Annotated in this window: 14 protein-coding genes; 11 read left to right on the top strand and 3 right to left on the bottom strand. The window is 64.7% G+C overall.

What is annotated here, in order from left to right:
- The first annotated feature begins 95 nt into the window (after nt 1-95).
- From C7411_RS12805 to C7411_RS12795, 3 genes are all read left to right on the top strand, one after another.
- Nucleotides 96-1,010 (top strand): LysR family transcriptional regulator, encoded by a 915-nt coding sequence (locus tag C7411_RS12805; protein ID WP_110384667.1) that lies wholly within the window; start codon nt 96-98, stop codon nt 1,008-1,010.
- A 335-nt stretch (nt 1,011-1,345) separates the two neighbouring features.
- A complete protein-coding gene (locus C7411_RS12800) occupies nt 1,346-2,248 on the top strand; it encodes a choline ABC transporter substrate-binding protein (protein ID WP_243413144.1) in 903 nt (300 codons plus the stop codon).
- Nucleotides 2,249-2,347: 99 nt separating this feature from the next.
- On the top strand, nt 2,348-3,994 hold the full coding sequence (locus C7411_RS12795) for a trimethylamine N-oxide permease (RefSeq protein WP_110384666.1): 1,647 nt from the start codon (nt 2,348-2,350) through the stop codon (nt 3,992-3,994).
- A 191-nt stretch (nt 3,995-4,185) separates the two neighbouring features.
- On the opposite strand, the gene betA is transcribed toward C7411_RS12795, so the two are convergent.
- From betA to betI, 3 genes are read right to left on the bottom strand one after another with little or no spacing between them, the layout of a single operon-like run.
- Nucleotides 4,186-5,919 (bottom strand): choline dehydrogenase, encoded by a 1,734-nt coding sequence (betA, locus tag C7411_RS12790; RefSeq protein WP_165822797.1) that lies wholly within the window; start codon nt 5,917-5,919, stop codon nt 4,186-4,188.
- 11 nt (nt 5,920-5,930) lie between these two features.
- Nucleotides 5,931-7,400: a betaine-aldehyde dehydrogenase gene (gene betB, locus C7411_RS12785; protein ID WP_110384665.1), complete on the bottom strand. Its 1,470-nt coding sequence runs from the start codon at nt 7,398-7,400 to the stop codon at nt 5,931-5,933.
- 19 nt (nt 7,401-7,419) lie between these two features.
- The gene (gene betI, locus C7411_RS12780; protein WP_110384847.1) at nt 7,420-8,034 is read right to left on the bottom strand and encodes a transcriptional regulator BetI; all 615 of its coding nucleotides are present in this window, start codon (nt 8,032-8,034) and stop codon (nt 7,420-7,422) included.
- Between the two features lie 346 nt (nt 8,035-8,380).
- On the opposite strand from betI, the gene C7411_RS12775 reads away from it, so the two are divergent.
- The 8 genes from C7411_RS12775 (at nt 8,381) to fdhA (ending at nt 18,254) form a co-directional block, all read left to right on the top strand.
- Nucleotides 8,381-9,523 (top strand): porin, encoded by a 1,143-nt coding sequence (locus C7411_RS12775; RefSeq protein WP_110384664.1) that lies wholly within the window; start codon nt 8,381-8,383, stop codon nt 9,521-9,523.
- Between the two features lie 200 nt (nt 9,524-9,723).
- Nucleotides 9,724-11,109 (top strand): L-serine ammonia-lyase, encoded by a 1,386-nt coding sequence (locus C7411_RS12770; protein WP_110384663.1) that lies wholly within the window; start codon nt 9,724-9,726, stop codon nt 11,107-11,109.
- Between the two features lie 38 nt (nt 11,110-11,147).
- Entirely contained in the window at nt 11,148-12,392 is a 1,245-nt protein-coding gene (locus C7411_RS12765; protein WP_110384662.1) for a sarcosine oxidase subunit beta family protein, read from the top strand.
- A 68-nt stretch (nt 12,393-12,460) separates the two neighbouring features.
- On the top strand, nt 12,461-12,763 hold the full coding sequence (locus tag C7411_RS12760; protein WP_110384661.1) for a sarcosine oxidase subunit delta: 303 nt from the start codon (nt 12,461-12,463) through the stop codon (nt 12,761-12,763).
- Entirely contained in the window at nt 12,760-15,768 is a 3,009-nt protein-coding gene (locus C7411_RS12755; RefSeq protein WP_110384660.1) for a sarcosine oxidase subunit alpha family protein, read from the top strand. The genes C7411_RS12760 and C7411_RS12755 overlap by 4 nt, the downstream gene beginning before the upstream one ends.
- Entirely contained in the window at nt 15,758-16,393 is a 636-nt protein-coding gene (locus C7411_RS12750) for a sarcosine oxidase subunit gamma (RefSeq protein WP_110384659.1), read from the top strand. Before C7411_RS12755 ends, C7411_RS12750 begins: the two co-directional genes overlap by 11 nt.
- Nucleotides 16,390-16,884 carry a dihydroneopterin aldolase gene (locus tag C7411_RS12745; protein WP_110384658.1) on the top strand — a complete coding sequence of 165 codons (495 nt, stop codon included), beginning with the start codon at nt 16,390-16,392 and terminating at the stop codon, nt 16,882-16,884. Before C7411_RS12750 ends, C7411_RS12745 begins: the two co-directional genes overlap by 4 nt.
- Nucleotides 16,885-17,057: 173 nt before the next feature.
- Nucleotides 17,058-18,254 carry a formaldehyde dehydrogenase, glutathione-independent gene (gene fdhA / locus C7411_RS12740; RefSeq protein ID WP_110384657.1) on the top strand — a complete coding sequence of 399 codons (1,197 nt, stop codon included), beginning with the start codon at nt 17,058-17,060 and terminating at the stop codon, nt 18,252-18,254.
- Nucleotides 18,255-18,383 lie beyond the last annotated feature (129 nt).

Below are 18,383 nucleotides of genomic sequence, written 5' to 3'. Positions count from 1 at the left end.
AACGTTCCAGAGTGGCGGCGATGATAGCGGTATCCGTGAATGAATAAAAATGGCATTATTTCATTCATCCATTAGTTTTCTTCATCTGACACCCGATGCTCGAACGCGTTCATCTCGTCATCGTCCGCGAAGTCGCCCGGCAGGGTTCGCTGACCGCAGCGGCGGAGTCCCTTTTTCTCACGCAATCGGCGTTGAGCCATACGGTCAAGAAAATCGAGCAGCAGCTCGGCACGCCAATCTGGGACCGCGAGGGGCGCAGCCTGCGGCTTACGCAGGCCGGGCAATATCTGCTCTCTCTGGCCGAGCGGCTCTTGCCCCAGTTCGAACTCGCGGAAGAACGCATGAAGCAGTACGCCGCGGGCGAGCGCGGCACCTTGCGCATCGGCATGGAATGCGCGCCGTGCTATCAGTGGCTGCTCAAGGTGGTCTCGCCGTATCTGGCGCGCTGGCCCGACGTCGACGTGGACGTGAAGCAGCGTTTTCAGTTCGGCGGCATCGGCGCGTTGATCGGCTATGACATCGACGTGCTGGTCACGCCCGATCCGCTCAACCGGCCCGGACTGCGTTTCGATCCCGTGTTCGACTACGAACAGGTGCTGGTGGTCGCGGAAGACCACCGGCTCGCGAACGTGCGCTACGTGAAGCCCGAGCAGCTCGTCGACGAAACGCTCATCACGTATCCCGTGGATACCGACCGGCTCGATATCTACAACCAGTTTCTGCGGCCCGCGAGCATCACGCCGCGCCGTCACAAGACGATCGAAACGACCGACATCATGCTGCAGATGGTCGCGAGCCACCGCGGCGTGGCCGCGCTGCCGCGCTGGCTCGCGGAAGAATACGCAGACCGCATGCCGCTCGCGATCGTGAAGCTCGGCAAGCAGGGCATCGCGAAGCAGATCTTCCTCGGCACGCGGGAAGGCGACGCCGTGGTCGACTACCTGAAATCCTTCGTCGAATTCGCGCGCGACCCGGTCTGGCGCGACCCGGTCTGGCGCGACCCGGTCTGACGCGACCCGGTCTGGCCACAGCCACGCGTGCGAGGCTGATGCCGCGCGGTGCACGCGCGCTCGCGGCAACCGATGACATCTCCAGAACGAAAGGAACGCGACATAGGACCGTATATTGATCGTTCAATTAACTTAAAGCCGCTATTCATCGGCGCTCGCTGGAATCGTTTGTCGTTTCTGCGCAATTGCCCGTCGCAATTGCTACGTTAGTCGGCTTTTTGCCGGACAACCATGTGTCATGAGGCTTCATGACCCTGCGACGCAATTCGATTCCTGAGGAGATGACGATGTGCCGATTCCCCCTGCTTAAGACAGGCGCGCTCGCGTGCGCCGCGATGCTCTGCACCAGCGCCTACGCGGCCGATCCCGCCGCGTGCAAGGACGTGCGCTTCGCCGACGTGGGCTGGACCGATATCGCGGCCACCACGGGCGTGGCATCGACGATCCTGGGCGCGCTTGGCTATACGCCGACCAAGACGATCGCCTCGGTACCGATCACGTTTGCAGGGCTCAAGAGCAAGCAGATCGATGTGTTTCTCGGCTACTGGTCGCCGACCATGGACCCGATCATCGAGCCGTTCACGAAGTCGGGCTCGATCAAGGTGCTCTCGACGCCGAATCTCACGGGCGCGAAATATACGCTTGCCGTTCCCGATTACGTCTACCAGGGCGGCCTCAAATCGTTTCAGGACATCGCCAAATACGCGGACAAACTGCAAGGGCGCATCTACGGCATCGAACCCGGCAACGACGGCAACGCGCTGATCCAGAAGATGATCGGCGCGAATCAGTACGGGCTCGGCAAATTCAAGCTCGTCGAATCGAGCGAGGCGGGCATGCTCGTGCAGGTGAACCGCGCCGTGCGCGAGAAGCAATGGATCGTGTTCCTCGGCTGGGAGCCGCATCCCATGAACGTGCAGATGAAGATCGACTATCTCTCCGGCGGCGATGCGGTGTTCGGGCCTGACTATGGCGCGGCGCGCGTGCTGACCGCGGAACCGCCCGACTACGCCGCGCGCTGCCCGAACGTGGCGAAATTCGTCTCCAACCTGCAGTTCACGACCGCCATCGAGAACCGTTTGATGGTGCCGATCGCCAACAAGGAGGACCCGAACAAGGCCGCCGCCGACTGGCTGCGCAGCAACCCGCAGGTGCTCGACAACTGGCTCGCCGGCGTGACCACGCTGGACGGCAAGCCGGGCCTGCCTGCCGTGCGCGCTTCGCTGGGCGTGCACTGACGCGCCCTTGTCCGCGGCGAAAGCCGCGGACATCCCTGCGGTACATCCCTATTTGCGCAGCAATTTTGGTTGATTAGCGTTCAAAAGAGGAGGAGGCAGATGGAGCAAGCGGGAATCGGTACGCATGGCGCACAGGAGAGCGCCGCATGGGGCGGTCATGGCCATGCGCTACAGCGCGGTCTCACATGGAAAGATGCGTTCTGGGTGACGAGCGGCGTGCCCGCGGGCGTGCTGTTCACGATCGGCGGCGTTTGCGCGACCATCGGCCAGCCGGCCTGGGCCATCTGGATCGCGTCGATTACGATGGGCCTCGTGCAAAGCGCGACTTACGCCGAGATTTCGGGGCTCTTTCCGCACAAGTCGGGCGGCGCTTCGGTGTACGGGGCAATCGGCTGGGTCCGCTACAGCAAGATGATCGCGCCGGTTTCCGTATGGTGCAACTGGCTCGCGTGGTCGCCCATGCTGGCGCTGGGCTGCGGACTCGCCGCGAACTACGCGCTCGCCACACTGTTTGCGCCCGAAGCGGCCATCATGCAGTGGCACTGGACGCTCGCCAACCTGGACTTCATCAAGCCAGGCCTCACGCTGCGCATCAACGCGACGTTCCTGATCGCCGCGGCGTTCCTGCTCGTCACGTTCCGGCTTCAGCATAGCGGCGCTTCGAAGGCCGCGAAAACGCAGAAGATTCTGGGCATTGCGTCGCTCACGCCGCTGTTGATCGTCGGCCTCGTGCCCTTCGTCACGGGCGATGCGCCCGCAAAGCATCTTTTTCCGCTGCTGCCGCTCGGGCACGACGCGCACGGCAATCTCACCGCTGCAGTGTTCGGCGCATGGAACGGGCAGGGCGTGGTCATGGCGCTGGGCGCGATGTTCATGGCGGGATGGGCTTCGTACGGCTTCGAGACGGCGGTGTGCTATACGCGCGAGTTTCGCGACCCGCGGCGCGATACGGCGAGGGCGATCTTCTGGTCGGGCGCGCTTTGCCTCGTCGTGATGACGCTCGTTCCGCTCGCGTTTCAGGGCTCGCTGGGTACGGCGATGATGCTCGATCCGCGCATTGGCGACGGCACGGGCGTGGGTACTGCGATGGCCGCAATGGTGGGCGGCGGCGCCTGGGTGGGCAACGCGGTGGTGGTGATGCTGATGCTCTCCATCCTGCTGATCGTGATGACGTCGATGATGGGTTCGTCGCGCACGCTCTATCAGGCTTCGGTGGACGGCTGGCTGCCGCGCTACCTCTCGCGCGTGAACGAGCACGGCGCGCCGACGGCGGCGATGTGGACCGATCTGGGCTTCAATCTCGTCCTGCTCGCGATGTCGGACTATATGACGGTGCTGTCGATCTCGAACGTCTGCTACATGTTGTTCGTGTTCCTGAATTTGCAATCGGGCTGGATTCATCGCATGGACCGCGGCGCGTGGGCACGGCCGTTTCGTTGCCCGACGTGGCTGCTCGCGCTGGGCGCGCTGTGCGGGTATGCGAACCTCGTATTCGTGGGCGCTGGCGCCGATCTGCAAGGCGAGGGGACGCTGCGCGATGGCCTCGTTGCCATGCTGCTGATCGTGCCGGTGTTTGCTTTCCGGCATTACTGGCAGGATCGCGGGCGGTTTCCGGCGGGCAGTGCGCTCGATATGGAAGTGAGCGTGCCGGTGCGCAACCGGTGGCTGAATCTTGCGCCTTATGGCGCACTCATTGCTGCGGCGCTGACGATTGCGGTTTCGCATTGGCTGGCCGCTTCGGTCTGAGTTGGCTTCAGTGTTGGTGTTGGCGGCATCGTGCGGGCGGGTTGCCCGTGCGGTGCCGCGTTTTTTTGTGTGCCTGCCGCGGCGCTCTTTGCTGGACTGATCGCGCGCTGAATGCTCGGCGAACCCCCCAAAAAAAAAGCCGGAGTCGGCACGCGGATCCTTGCGCGCCGACTCCGGCCCATCAGCGTTGCTTAAAGCGTCACACTGTGCGCGCGGATTTTCTCGCTATGCGACGCGCCATCCGGTGCAGGAATAGCCGCCCCACGCGCCGGCGCTCCGTTCGCCACGTAATACGCCGCATTCGAACGCGCCAGCGCCTCGCGCCCGCGAATCCGGTCCGCGATCTTCTCCGCGATCATGATGGTCGGCGCATTGAGGTTGCCGGTGGTGATGCGCGGCATGATCGAAGCATCCACGACGCGCAGGCCATCGACGCCATGCACGCGGCCTTCGCCATCCACCACGGCCATGTCGTCGTAGCCCATCGCACAAGAACACGACGGATGATAGGCGGTTTCCGCGCGGTTGCGCACGAAGGCATCGATTTCGGCGTCGGTCTCGAGCGCCGCGCCGGGGCTCAGCTCGCGCCCGCGAAACCGGTCGAGCGCGGGCTGCGCAATGATTTCGCGAGTCATGCGAATCGCGTCGCGGAATTCGCGCCAGTCGAGCGCCTCTGCCATGTAGTTGAAGAGAATCGACGGATGCTGGCGCGGGTCGCGCGAGCGCAGCTTCACACGCCCGCGGCTCGGCGAGCGCATCGAGCCCACGTGCGCCTGGAAGCCATGCATCTTGATCGCATTGCTGCCGTTGTAATTGATCGCAACGGGCAAAAAGTGGTATTGAAGGTTTGGCCACGGATCGTCGTCGCGCGTGCGAATGAAGCCGCCCGCCTCGAAATGATTGCTCGCGCCAATGCCGGTTCCGCGCAGCATCCATTCGAGGCCAATAGCCGGTTGATTACGCATCAGGAGCGCGGGGTAGAGCGACACAGGCTCCTTGCACGCGTACTGCATGTACATCTCCAGGTGATCCTGAAGATTCTGTCCGACGCCAGGCAGATCGAGCACGACGGGAATGTCGAGCTCGCGCAGCCACGCACCGGGGCCGACGCCCGAGCGCTGCAGGATCTGCGGCGAGGCAATCGCGCCCGCACACAGCAGCACTTCGCGGCGCGCGTAGCGCGTCACGCGCGCGGGCCCGTCGAGAAAGACGACGCCGCACGCCCGCTTGCCGCTGAACAGAATGCGGTCCGTCACCGCGTGCGTGACGATGTCGATGTTGGGCCGATGCCTGGCCTGATCCAGATAGCCGCGGGCGGTGCTCGCGCGCCGGCCCTTGGCCGTCACGGTGCGGTCCATCGGCCCGAAGCCTTCCTGGCGGAAGCCATTGAGGTCGTCGGTGCGCGGATAGCCCGCCTGCACGCCCGCCTCGATCATTGCCTCGAAGAGCGGGTTCACGCCCGGTTTGCTCGTGCTCACGTGAACCGGACCTTCGCCGCCGTGATAGTCGTTCGCACCGATGTCGCGCGTTTCGGCCTTGCGGAAATAGGGCAGGCAGTCCAGATAGCTCCAGTTTTCAAGCCCCTTGCGCTCGGCCCAGCCGTCGTAGTCGAGCGCGTTGCCGCGGATATAGCACATGCCGTTGATGAGCGACGACCCGCCCAGCCCCTTGCCGCGCCCGCATTCCATGCGCCGGTTGTTCATGTGCGGTTCGGGATCGGTTTCGTAGGCCCAGTTGTAGCGGCGGCCTTGCAGCGGGTAGGCGAGCGCCGCGGGCATCTGCGTGCGGAAATCGAAGCGGTAGTCGGGACCGCCGGCTTCGAGCAGCAGCACCGTCGCGTCGCGATCCTCGGTGAGGCGCGTGGCAAGCACGTTGCCCGCCGATCCCGCGCCGATGATGATGTAGTCGTACTCTTGCGCTGCCATGCAGGACTCCCTCAGAAAACGGGCTGATACGGTCCCAGTTCCACCTGGACGGATTTGATTCGCGTGTAATGCTCGAGCGTGGTGATGCCGTTTTCGCGGCCCACGCCCGACTGCTTGTAGCCGCCCACGGGCATTTCGGCGGGCGACTCGCCCCACGTGTTGATCCAGCAAATGCCGGCTTCGAGCCGATGAATGACGCGGTGCGCGCGAGCGAGGCTTTCGGTCACGACGCCGGCGGCCAGGCCGTACAGCGATTCGTTGGCGCGTGCGATCACTTCGGCTTCGTTGGCGAAGGCGAGAATGCTCATCACCGGGCCGAAGATCTCCTCCTGCACGATGCGCATGTCGTCGCGGCAACCGGAGAATACGGTGGGCTGCACGTACTGGCCGCGCGCGAAATCGCCCTGCGTGAGGCGCGCGCCGCCCGCAATCAGCCGCGCGCCTTCGCGCTTGCCGCTCTCGATATAGCCGAGCACCTTGTCGAGCTGCGCGGCGCTCGCGAGCGGTCCGAAGTGGGTGGCGGGATCGGCGGGGTTGCCCACGCGGATGCGCTGCACGCGTTCGAGCACGCGTGCTTCGAACGCGGCAATCACCGATTGATGGACGAACACGCGCGTGGCGTTGGTGCACACCTGGCCGGCGCTGAAGAAGTTGGCGGTCACGGCGATATCGGCGGCGCGCTCGAGGTCGGCGTCTTCGAAGACGATGAGCGGCGACTTGCCGCCCAGCTCCATCGTGACTTCCTTGAGCGTGGAGCCGCCCGCGGCCGCCATGACCTTCTTGCCGGTTTCGACGCCGCCCGTAAACGAAATCTTCTCGATGCCGGGATGCACGCTCAGCATGGCGCCCACGCGGCCGTCGCCGTGGACCACGTTGAACACGCCGGGCGGCACGCCTGCTTCGATATAAATCTCAGCGAGTTTCGAGGCCGAAAGCGGGGTGATCTCGCTCGGCTTGAAGATCATCGCGTTGCCGGCCGCAAGCGCGGGCGCCGACTTCCAGCAGGCGATCTGCAGCGGATAGTTCCAGGCGCCGATGCCCGCCGTGACGCCCAGCGGCTCGCGCCGCGTGTAGACGAACGAAGTCTCGCGCAGCGGAATCTGCTGGCCTTCCAGTGCGGGCGCGAGACCCGCGTAGTACTCGATCACATCGGCGCCGGTGACGATATCCACGCTGCGCGTTTCGGCGATGGGCTTGCCCGTGTCGCGGGTTTCGAGCGCCGCGAGTTCGTCGTTGCGCTCGCGCAGCAATTCGACCGCGCGGCGCAGCACGCGCGAGCGCTGCATGGCCGTCATGGCGGCCCACACGCGCTGGCCGGCTCGCGCCGATTGCACGGCGCGGTCGATATCGGCGGCGCTCGCGTGCTGCACCGTGGCGAGCCTGGTGCAGGTGGCGGGATCGTAGGTGTCGAACGTTTCGCCGCTGGTGGCGTCGCTGTAGGTGCCGTCGATGAAGAGGCGTTGCAGGGGAAAGAGGGACATCGCTTGGCTCCGGGCCGGGTTATTTGGCCGACTTGCCTGAGCGCGGCTTGGCGCGCGTCTCGAGCAGCAGGTCGATGTAGTCGTTGGCCACGCGCAGCGCGGCCTTCGTGTCGAACGGTTCGCCCGTGAGCGCGCCGCGCAGCCAGAGGCCGTCGATCAAGGCAGCGAGTCCGCTTGCAGCGCGCCGCGCCGCGGCGCCCGGCAACACCTTCTCGAACTCCGCGCAGAGGTTCGAATGGAGCCGCCGCGTGTTGACGCGCTGCAGCCGGCGCAGCACGGGCTGATGCATGCTCTCGGCCCAGAACGCGAGCCACGTCTTCATGACGGGCGCGTTCACCTGCGAGACGTCGAAATTGGCCGCGACGATGGCGCGCAAGCGCGCACGCGGTTCGTCTTTCGCGGCGAGGCGACGCCGCACCGTGGCCTCCCAGAGGTCGTGCAGCACATGGCGCATGGTGGCTTCGAGCAGACCGTCCTTGCCGCCGAAATAGTGGCTGACGATGCCAGTGGAAATCTTCGCGTGCTGCGCGACGGTGGCGAGCGTCGTGCCGGAGAGGCCCGACTCGTCGATCGATTGCAGGGTGGCGTCGATGAGTTGCGCGCGGCGCAGGTCGCGCATTCCGATCTTGGGCATGGTCATTCCGGACGATTCGGGGAGGTTTCCACTCTAGGTATTTTTTATTGAATGTTCAATCAATAAAAACGTAGAAATGGCGGGATCGGCGGATTTTACAAAGTCTGCGTCGGATTACCGATGATGACGTCGCCGGAACCCCTCGAGAGGCCCGCCAGATAACGGATTGCGCCTGTTTTACAGGGGTTTTTCCGCCGCTGGCGTGTCGCGTCAGCGCCAGCGCATGTCGTGTCTGCGCAAGTCGGGCGAGATTTGGACTTGTACGTTTTGATCCACCGCGCGAGGCGCCAGGCGTTCCCGGCGCGGCCCGACAACCTGTATCGCCAGACCAGAGAGACCCGAAACCATGAGAAAACTGAATGCGGTGGCACTGAGCGGCATTGCGGCGGCATTGAGCGCTGTCTCGACCGCAAGCCACGCCCAAAGCAGCGTCACCCTGTACGGGATCGTCGACGCGGGCGTGACGTATGTGAGCAATGCGGGCGGCTCACACCAGGTGAAGTTCGACGATGGCATTGCACAGGCGAACCGCTGGGGCCTCAAGGGCACCGAGGATCTCGGCGGCGGGCTGAAAGCCGTGTTCCAGCTGGAAAGCGGTTTTCACCTCGGCAACGGACAGCTCGCCAACGGCGGCTCGCTTTTCGGCCGTCTGGCTTATGTGGGACTACAGAACGATTGGGGCACGCTCGCGTTCGGCAATCAGGCCGACATGACGCAGGAGTTCGTCTACCTCTACAACGTCACGGCATGGGCGAGCGGCTACGCGATCAACCAGGGCGACTTCGACCGCATGAACGGCGACCATCTGCCGAACGCCGTGAAATTCATGTCGAACACGTTCGGCGGATTCCAGTTCGGCGGCATGTACTCGTTCAGCAACACGCCCGGCGACTTCCACACCGGCAGCGCCTGGAGCGTGGGCGCGCAGTACCAGAACGGCCCGTTCGCGATGGGCACCGCCTACACACAGTTGAACAACCCATCGGGCATTTACGCGTTCGACCCGTACAACATGATCGGCGTGCGCACGTTCTTTGGCAGACCGACCGTCAGCGTCGATCCGGCTACGGGCGCAGCGAGCTCGCTCTATTCGGCGACACCGTTCCCCGTGGACAAGCAGGCCACCTTCGGCGCGGGCGCGAGCTATGCCCTCGGCGACGTCACGCTGATGGGCGCTTTCACGTACACGCAGATCAAGGCGTTCGGCGAGAGCGAGCACATGCAGGTGGGCGAGGGCGGCGCGAACTGGCAGGTGACGCCCGCGTTCAGCGTGGCGGGCGGCTACCAGTACACCCACTTCGACGGCCATCACTGGAACCAGATTTCGGCGGGCCTGCATTACCTGCTTTCGAAAACCACCGACGTCTATCTCTCGGGCGACTGGCTCAAGGCCTCGCAGGGCGTGGACGCGGTGATCGGCTACAGCTTCACGCCGTCTTCCACCACGACGCAGGCCGACGTGCGCATTGGCTTGCGCCACTCGTTCTGAGCGGGCGGAGGGCGTTGATCCGCCGCAGCCTCGGGAAAACCCGCGGTAAAGGCATGCGTTGCGCCCGCCGGAGTCGCCCCGAGGCCCCGGCTGGCGTGGCCGTCCAACGGCGATGGCGTTTTTGTTCTATCGGCTGCCATGGCCTCTTTGGTCTACTTGTACCCAAGCTCATCCATGCGCTCAGCGCGAAGGGAAGTCAGATGAACGTCAGCGTTTTCGACCTGTTCAAGATCGGAATCGGTCCGTCCAGTTCACATACGGTCGGCCCGATGGTCGCCGCGTGCCGTTTCGCGTCCCACGTCGAGGACGCCAATCTGCTCGCCTTTGTACGCCGCGTCAAAGTCGAGCTGTACGGCTCGCTCGGCGCGACGGGCAAGGGCCACGGCACCGACAAGGCCGTGCTGCTCGGCCTCGAAGGCAGCTTGCCCGACTCGGTCGATCCCGACCAGATCGAGCCGCGCCTTGCCGCCATTCGCCGCGAGAAGACGCTCGTGCTGCTCGGCAAGCAGACCATCCGCTTCGACGAAAAGGAATGCGTCGGCTTCTTTCGCAAGACGATGGGCGGCGCCAATACGCTGCACCCGAACGGCATGCGTTTTCAGGCCTTCGACGAAAACGGGCAGCTGCTCGTCGAAAAAGAGTACTACTCGGTGGGCGGCGGTTTTGTCGTGAACCGCGACGGCGACCGCGTGAACGGCGTGCGCAGCGGACGCGACGTGCCGTATCCGTTCCGCACCGGCGACGACCTGCTGCGCGTGTGCAACGAGAGCGGCCGCTCGATCGCCGAAGTCACCTTTGCGAACGAGTGCGCGGCACGCTCGCCGCAAGACGTGCGCGAAGGGCTGCTCGTGATCTGGCGCGCGATGGCCGCCTGCGTGGAGCGCGGCTGCAAGATGCACGGCGAACTGCCCGGCCCGATGCAGGTGAAGCGCCGCGCGGCCGATCTCTCGGTGCATCTGCGTTCGCGCTCGGAAGAGTCGCTGCGCGATCCGCTCTCCATGCTCGACTGGGTCAATCTCTACGCCATGGCCGTGAACGAAGAGAACGCGGCGGGCGGCCGCGTCGTCACGGCGCCCACGAACGGCGCGGCGGGCGTGATTCCCGCGGTGCTGCACTACTACGTGAAGTTCGTGGCGGGCGCAAACGAAGACGGCATTGCCGACTTCCTGCTCACGGCCGCGGCCATCGGCATCATCTACAAGGAAACCGCGTCGATCTCGGGTGCGGAAGTGGGCTGCCAGGGCGAAGTGGGCGTGGCCTGCTCGATGGCCGCTGCCGCGCTCGCTGCCGTCATGGGCGGCACGCCTCGCCAGGTGGAGAACGCTGCCGAAATCGGCATGGAGCACAACCTCGGCATGACCTGCGACCCCGTGGGCGGCCTCGTGCAGATTCCGTGCATCGAGCGCAACGCAATGGGCGCAATCAAGGCGATCAACGCCGCGCGCATGGCGCTCAAGGGCAACGGCGAGCATTACGTCACGCTCGACAACGTCATCAAGACGATGCGTGAAACGGGTGCCGACATGAAGACGAAATACAAGGAGACGTCGCGCGGTGGTCTCGCCGTGAACGTCATCGAGTGCTAACGGAAGCTAATGGTAACGCGCAACAAGGGGTCCGCGAGATGAGCCGCTATTCGATATTCAGTCTGTTCCGCAACGGGTTGTCGTATCACGAGAACTGGGAGCGGCAGTGGAGAAGCCCGGAGCCGAAGAAGGAGTACGACGTGGTGATCGTCGGCGGCGGCGGCCATGGTCTCGCAACGGCCTATTACCTCGCGAAAGAGCACGGCGTGAAGAACGTCGCGATTCTGGAGAAAGGCTGGATCGGCGGCGGCAATACGGCGCGCAACACGACCATCGTGCGCTCGAACTATCTGTGGGACGAGTCGGCGGCGCTCTATGAAAAGGCGATGAAGCTCTGGGAAGGGCTCTCGCAGGACCTCAACTACAACGTGATGTTCAGCCAGCGCGGCGTGATAAATCTCGCGCACACGCTGCAGGACGTGCGCGATACCGAGCGCCGCGTGAATGCGAACCGCCTGAACGGCGTGGACGCGGAATTCCTCACGCCCGAGCAAATCAAGGAAATCGAGCCGACCATCAACCTGAACAGCCGATACCCCGTGCTGGGCGCGTCGATCCAGCGCCGCGCGGGCGTGGCGCGCCACGACGCCGTGGCGTGGGGTTTCGCGCGCGGCGCGGACCAGCACGGCGTGGACATCATCCAGAACTGCCAGGTAACAGGGATTCGCCGCGACGGCGCGCGTGTGACCGGGGTGGATACGTCGAAGGGTTTCATCAAGGCGAAGAAGGTCGCCGTGGTGGCGGCGGGCAACACCACGACGCTCGCGGACATGGCCGGCGTGCGCCTGCCGCTGGAAAGCCATCCGCTGCAGGCGCTGGTGTCGGAGCCGATCAAGCCGGTCGTGAACACGGTGATCATGTCGAACGCAGTGCACGCCTATATCAGCCAGTCCGACAAGGGCGACCTCGTGATCGGCGCGGGCGTGGACCAGTACACCGGTTTTGGCCAGCGCGGCAGCTTCCACATCATCGAGGGCACGCTGCAGGCCATCGTCGAAATGTTCCCGGTGTTCTCGCGCGTGCGCATGAACCGGCAGTGGGGCGGCATCGTCGACGTTTCGCCGGACGCCTGCCCGATCATCAGCAAGACCGACGTGAAAGGGCTCTATTTCAACTGCGGCTGGGGCACCGGCGGCTTCAAGGCGACGCCGGGATCGGGCTGGGTGTTCGCTCACACCATTGCGAAGGACGAACCGCATCCGCTCAACGCGCCGTTCTCACTGGACCGTTTCTATACCGGCCATCTGATCGACGAGCACGGCGCAGCCGCTGTCGCACACTAGGCAATTTCGTTGCATGGGACCCGAGTAAGGCGCTGAAGCGCCAACTCGGGTCGACAGGAGATCCAGACATGTTGATCATTGAATGCCCGTGGTGCGGTCCCCGCGCCGAAGTCGAGTTCACGTGCGGCGGCGAAGCCGAAATCGCGCGACCGCTCGACACCGACAAGCTCACCGACAAGGAATGGGGCGACTACCTCTTCATGCGCCACAACCCGCGCGGCGTGCACAAGGAGCAGTGGCTGCACGCGCAGGGTTGCCGCCGCTGGTTCATGGCGACGCGCGACACCGTCACCTACGAGATCCAGAGTTACGAGACCTTCGGCGCGGCAAACGAAGCGCAAGGCAACAAGCAAGGGAGCACGCAGCGATGAGCCAGAAGAACCGCCTCGGCGCCGGTGGGCGCGTGAACCGCGCGATTCCGCTTAACTTCACGTTCAACGGCCGCACGTATCAGGGCTTCCAGGGCGACACGCTCGCCTCGGCGCTGCTCGCCAACGACGTGCATTTCGTCGCGCGCAGCTTCAAGTACCACCGCCCGCGCGGCATCATGACGGCGGACGTGGCCGAGCCGAACGCCGTCGTGCAACTGGAGCGCGGCGCCTATACGGTGCCCAATGCACGTGCGACCGAGGTCGAGTTGTACCAGGGCCTCATTGCGACGAGCGTGAACGCCGAGCCCAGCCTGGAAAACGACCGCATGGCGATCAACCAGAAGTTCTCGCGCTTTCTGCCCGCGGGCTTCTATTACAAGACCTTCATGTGGCCGCGCAAATGGTGGCCGAAATACGAGGAAAAGATTCGCGACGCCGCAGGTCTCGGCAAAGCGCCCGAAGTGCGCGACGCCGACCGCTACGACAAATGCTTCGCGCATTGCGACGTGCTCGTGATCGGCGGCGGGCCCGCCGGTCTCGCGGCCGCGCATACGGCGGGCGCAACCGGCGCACGCGTGATTCTGGTGGACGACCAGCGCGAACTGGGCGGCAGCCTGCTGTCGTGCAAGGCCGATATCGATGGCCGTCCCGCGTTCCACTGGGTCGAGAAGATCGAAGCCGAACTCAAGCAGATGCCCGACGTGAAGATCCTGTCGCGCAGCACGGCTTTCGGCTATCAGGATCACAATCTCGTGACCGTGACGCAGCGTTTGACCGAGCATCTGCCGGTTTCCACGCGCCAGGGTACGCGCGAGCTGTTGTGGAAAATCCGCGCCAAACGCGTGATTCTCGCAACGGGTGCGCACGAGCGTCCCATCGTGTTCGGCAACAACGATCTGCCGGGCATCATGCTGGCATCGGCAGTATCGACGTATATCCATCGCTATGGCGTGTTGCCGGGCCGCAATGCGGTCGTGTTCACGAACAACGACACGGGCTACCGTTGTGCGCTCGACCTGAAGGCATGCGGTGCGGCCGTCACGGTCGTCGATGCGCGCACCCAGGGCAACGGCGCATTGCAGGCCGCCGCCCGCCGCCAGGGCGTGAAGGTGATGTACAACGCCGCCATCAACTGTGCGCACGGCAAGCAGCGCGTGAGCTCGGTCGATGTCGTCGGCTACACGAACGGGCAAGCCGGCGCGCAGCAGGCCACGCTCGCATGCGACCTCGTCGCGGTGTCGGGCGGCTTCAGCCCCGTCCTGCACCTCTTTGCGCAGTCGGGCGGCAAGGCGCACTGGAGCGACGCGAAGGCGTGCTTCATGCCGGGCAAGCGCGTGCAGGAGGAGGTGAGCGTTGGCGCGGCGGCGGGCGAATTCGGCCTGGCGCGCGCGCTCACACAGGGCGTGGACGGCGGCATCGACGCGGCGAAGTCGCTCGGCTTCCCGCTCAAGCGGCCCGCGGTGCCCAGGGCCGCCGAGGTCGAGGAAACGCCGCTGCAGGCGCTGTGGCTCGTGGGCAGCCACAAGGATGCGGCGCGCGGCCCGAAGCAATTCGTCGACTTCCAGAACGACGTTTCGGCAGCGGACATTCTGCTCGCCGCGCGCGAAGGCTTCGAGTCGGTCGAGCACGTGAAGCGCTACACGGCCATGGGTTTCGGTACCGACCAGGGCAAGCTTGGCAATATCAACGGCATGGCGATTCTCGCCAGCGCGCTCGGCAAGACGATTCCCGAAACGGGCACGACGACGTTCCGCCCGAACTACACGCCTGTCACGTTCGGCGCGTTCGCGGGGCGCGAACTGGGCGACATGCTCGACCCGATCCGCAAGACCTGCATTCACGAGTGGCACGTGCAGCATGGCGCGCAGTTCGAGGACGTGGGCAACTGGAAGCGCCCGTGGTATTACCCGAAGAGCGGGGAGAATCTGCACGCGGCCGTGAAGCGCGAGTGTCTTGCGGTGCGCAACAGCGTCGGCATTCTCGATGCGTCCACGCTGGGCAAGATCGACATTCAAGGCCCCGACGCCGCGAAGCTGCTCAACTGGGTCTATACGAACCCGTGGCTCAAGCTCGAAGTGGGCAAGTGCCGTTATGGCCTGATGCTCGACGAAAACGGCATGGTGTTCGACGACGGCGTGACGGTGCGCCTCGGCGAGCAGCACTACATGATGACGACCACCACGGGCGGCGCGGCACGCGTGCTCACGTGGCTCGAACGCTGGCTGCAGACCGAGTGGCCCGACATGAAGGTGCGTCTCGCTTCCGTCACCGACCACTGGGCGACGTTCGCCGTGGTCGGCCCGAAGAGCCGCAAGGTGCTGCAGAAGGTGTGCAAGGACATCGACTTCGACAACGCCGCGTTCCCGTTCATGTCGTATCGCAACGGCACGGTCGCGGGCGTGAAGTCGCGCGTCATGCGTATCAGCTTCTCGGGCGAGCTGGCTTATGAAGTGAACGTGCCGGCCAATGCAGGCCGCGCCGTATGGGAAGCGCTGATGGAAGCAGGCGCCGAATTCGACATCACGCCGTACGGCACGGAAACGATGCACGTGCTGCGCGCGGAGAAGGGCTACATCATCGTGGGCCAGGACACGGACGGCTCGGTCACGCCTTTCGACCTTGGCATGGGCGGTCTAGTCTCGCAGACGAAGGACTTCCTCGGCCGCCGCTCGCTCAAGCGCTCGGACACGGCGAAGGAAAACCGCAAGCAGTTCGTCGGATTGCTGACCGACGATGCGCAATACGTGCTGCCCGAAGGCGGCCAGATCATCGCGCCCGATGCGCAAGCGCGGCCCGACGGCACGACGCCGATGATCGGTCACGTCACGTCGAGCTATTACAGCCCGATCCTGCAGCGTTCCATCGCGCTCGCGGTGGTGAAGGGCGGCTTGAACAAGATGGGCGAGCGCGTGGTGATTCCCATGGCCGATGGCCGGCGCGTGAGCGCGCAGATCGCCAGCCCGATTTTCTACGACACGGAAGGAGTGCGTCAGCATGTTCAATGAAATGAAAGACCCCCTGCCGGTCGCGGAGCGCGTCGTCGGCGTGCGCCTGGAATCGCCGCTTGTCGGCGCTGCGGATCTGATCAAGGCGCAGGAGGGGCGCGCCTCGAAGGCGTTCGCCATGCGCGAGCTGCCGTTCCGCGACCTCGTGAACGTGCGCGGCGAATTGAGCGACCCGGCGTTCGTCGCGGCGTTCGCAAGCGTCGTGGGCTGCGAGCCGCCGCCCGCGCCGAACACCGTCGCGCGCAGCGACCAGTACGACGTGCTCTGGCTCGGCCCCGACGAATGGCTCGTGCGTTCGCTCGCTGCGGTGCAAACCGGCGTGCTCGAAGCGACGCTCACCGCCGTGCTCGGCGGCGCCTATGCGGCGGCCGTGGACGTCGGCAGCGGCAACACGGTGATCAAGATCGAAGGCACGCGAGCGCGCGACGTGCTCTCGCGCGGCTGCCCGCTCGACCTGCATCCGCGCCTCTTCAAGCCGGGGCAATGCGCGCAGAGCGTGTACTTCAAGGCTTCGATCGTGCTGATTCCAACGGGCGACGACCGCTTCGAAATCGTCGTGCGCCGCAGCTTCGCCGATTATTTCTGCCGCATCATGGTCGACGCCGCGGCGTCGGTCGCGCCATGAAGATCGTCGATGCAGCGTTCGAGCCGGCGCTCGGCACGCTGGGCGCAATCGGCGCGCTCGGTGCTCACGACGAGCCGCGCGGACGCGGCTGGAGCGTATTCGTCGAAGCGTTGAGCGTGCCGGCGCGCATCGGCATCTATCCGCACGAGCACGGTTGTCCGCAGCCGCTCGTGATCGACGCGCAACTCGGTTACCGCTGCATGCCGCGCGAAAAGAACGCGACGGGTGAAGCGGGCGACTGGATCGACTACGACGGCTATTGCACGCGCCTTGCCGACTATCTCGGGCGCAAGCCGCACACGCGGCTGCTCGAAACGCTGGTGGCGGACATGGCCGCGTTTTCGTTTCGCGAATGGCCCGCGCTGGAAACGCTCAGGCTCACGGTGCACAAGCCGAAGATCCGGCCGGGCACGCGGCGCGTGGGCGTGGCGCTCGACTGGACACGCGCCGACTATCGGCAATGGATACGGGCAGAAGGGGGGCAGCCGTAGCAGGCAAGACGCGTAGCCCAATGTCGGCGCAAAGCAAGGGTGCGTCGCTTTTTGCACATCGTCGTATGCGGCGGGCAGGCTACGCTCGAAGCATCGTTGTCTTGCGCGGAGTTGCGCGAGGCGACGCCACTAGCAAGCAGCGTTGCGAGCTGCATCGAACAGGAGACAGCGAGATGAGCGGTAATCGAGGCGTCGTGTATCAAGGGCCGGGCAAGGTCGAGGTGCAGAAGATCGCGTATCCGAAGATGGTCGATCCGGGCGGACGCCCGATCGGCCATGGTGTCATTCTGAAGGTGGTCAGCACGAATATCTGCGGCTCCGACCAGCATATGGTGCGCGGGCGCACGACGGCGCCCGTCGGTCTCGTGCTAGGTCACGAAATCACCGGTGAAGTGGTGGAGGTGGGCAACGACGTCGAAACGCTGAAGATCGGCGACCTTGTTTCCGTGCCGTTCAACGTAGCTTGCGGGCGCTGTGCGATGTGCCGCGAGCAGCATACCGGCGTTTGCCTGAATGTGAATCCGTCGCGTGCGGGCGGCGCTTACGGCTATGTGGACATGGGCGGCTGGATTGGCGGCCAGGCTGAATACGTACTCGTGCCGTATGCCGATTTCAACCTGCTGAAGTTCCCCGACCGCGACCAGGCCATGTCGAAAATCCGCGATCTCACGTGTCTCTCCGATATTCTGCCCACGGGCTATCACGGCGCCGTCACGGCGGGCGTGAAGCCGGGATCGACCGTCTATATCGCGGGCGCGGGCCCAGTGGGGATGGCGGCTGCGGCATCGGCGCGCCTGCTCGGCGCGGCCTGCACGATCGTCGGCGACATCAATGCCGAGCGTCTTGCGCATGCGAAGGCGATGGGCTTCGAAGTGGTCGATCTTTCGAAAGACGCGACGCTCGGAGAGCAGATCGAACAGATTCTCGGCAAACCGGAAATCGATTGCGCCGTGGATTGCGTGGGGTTTGAAGCGCACGGACATGGCGCGTCGGGCCACTCGGAGGAAGCGCCGGCCACGGTGCTCAATTCGCTGATGGAAATCACGCGGCCTGCGGGCATGATCGGCATTCCGGGGCTGTACGTGACCGACGATCCGGGCGCACGCGACGTGGCCGCGCAGCACGGCAGCCTGAGCATCCGCTTCGGCCTTGGCTGGGCCAAGTCGCATACGTTCCATACGGGGCAGACGCCCGTGCTCAAGTACAACCGCAACCTCATGCAGGCGATTTTGTTCGACCGGCTGCCGATTGCCAAGATCGTTAATGTGTCGGTTATTTCGCTTGATGAGGCGCCTGAGGGCTACAAGAAGTTCGATGGCGGGGCGCCGCGGAAGTTTGTGATTGATCCGCATGGGTTGCTGGCGGCTTGATTTTTTTGCGGTTCCCGCCGCGGATTGGGGTTTTCTTGAATTCGCGTCGGGACGCGGGCGTTGCCCCTGTGCGGGGCGGCACCTACTTTCTTTGCGGCGGCAAAGAAAGTAGGCAAAGAAAGCCGCTCA

Origin of the sequence: Paraburkholderia silvatlantica, from assembly GCF_003096715.1 — a bacterium.
Classification (GTDB): domain Bacteria; phylum Pseudomonadota; class Gammaproteobacteria; order Burkholderiales; family Burkholderiaceae; genus Paraburkholderia; species Paraburkholderia silvatlantica.
This window is presented reverse-complemented; position numbering and strand designations above follow the sequence as displayed.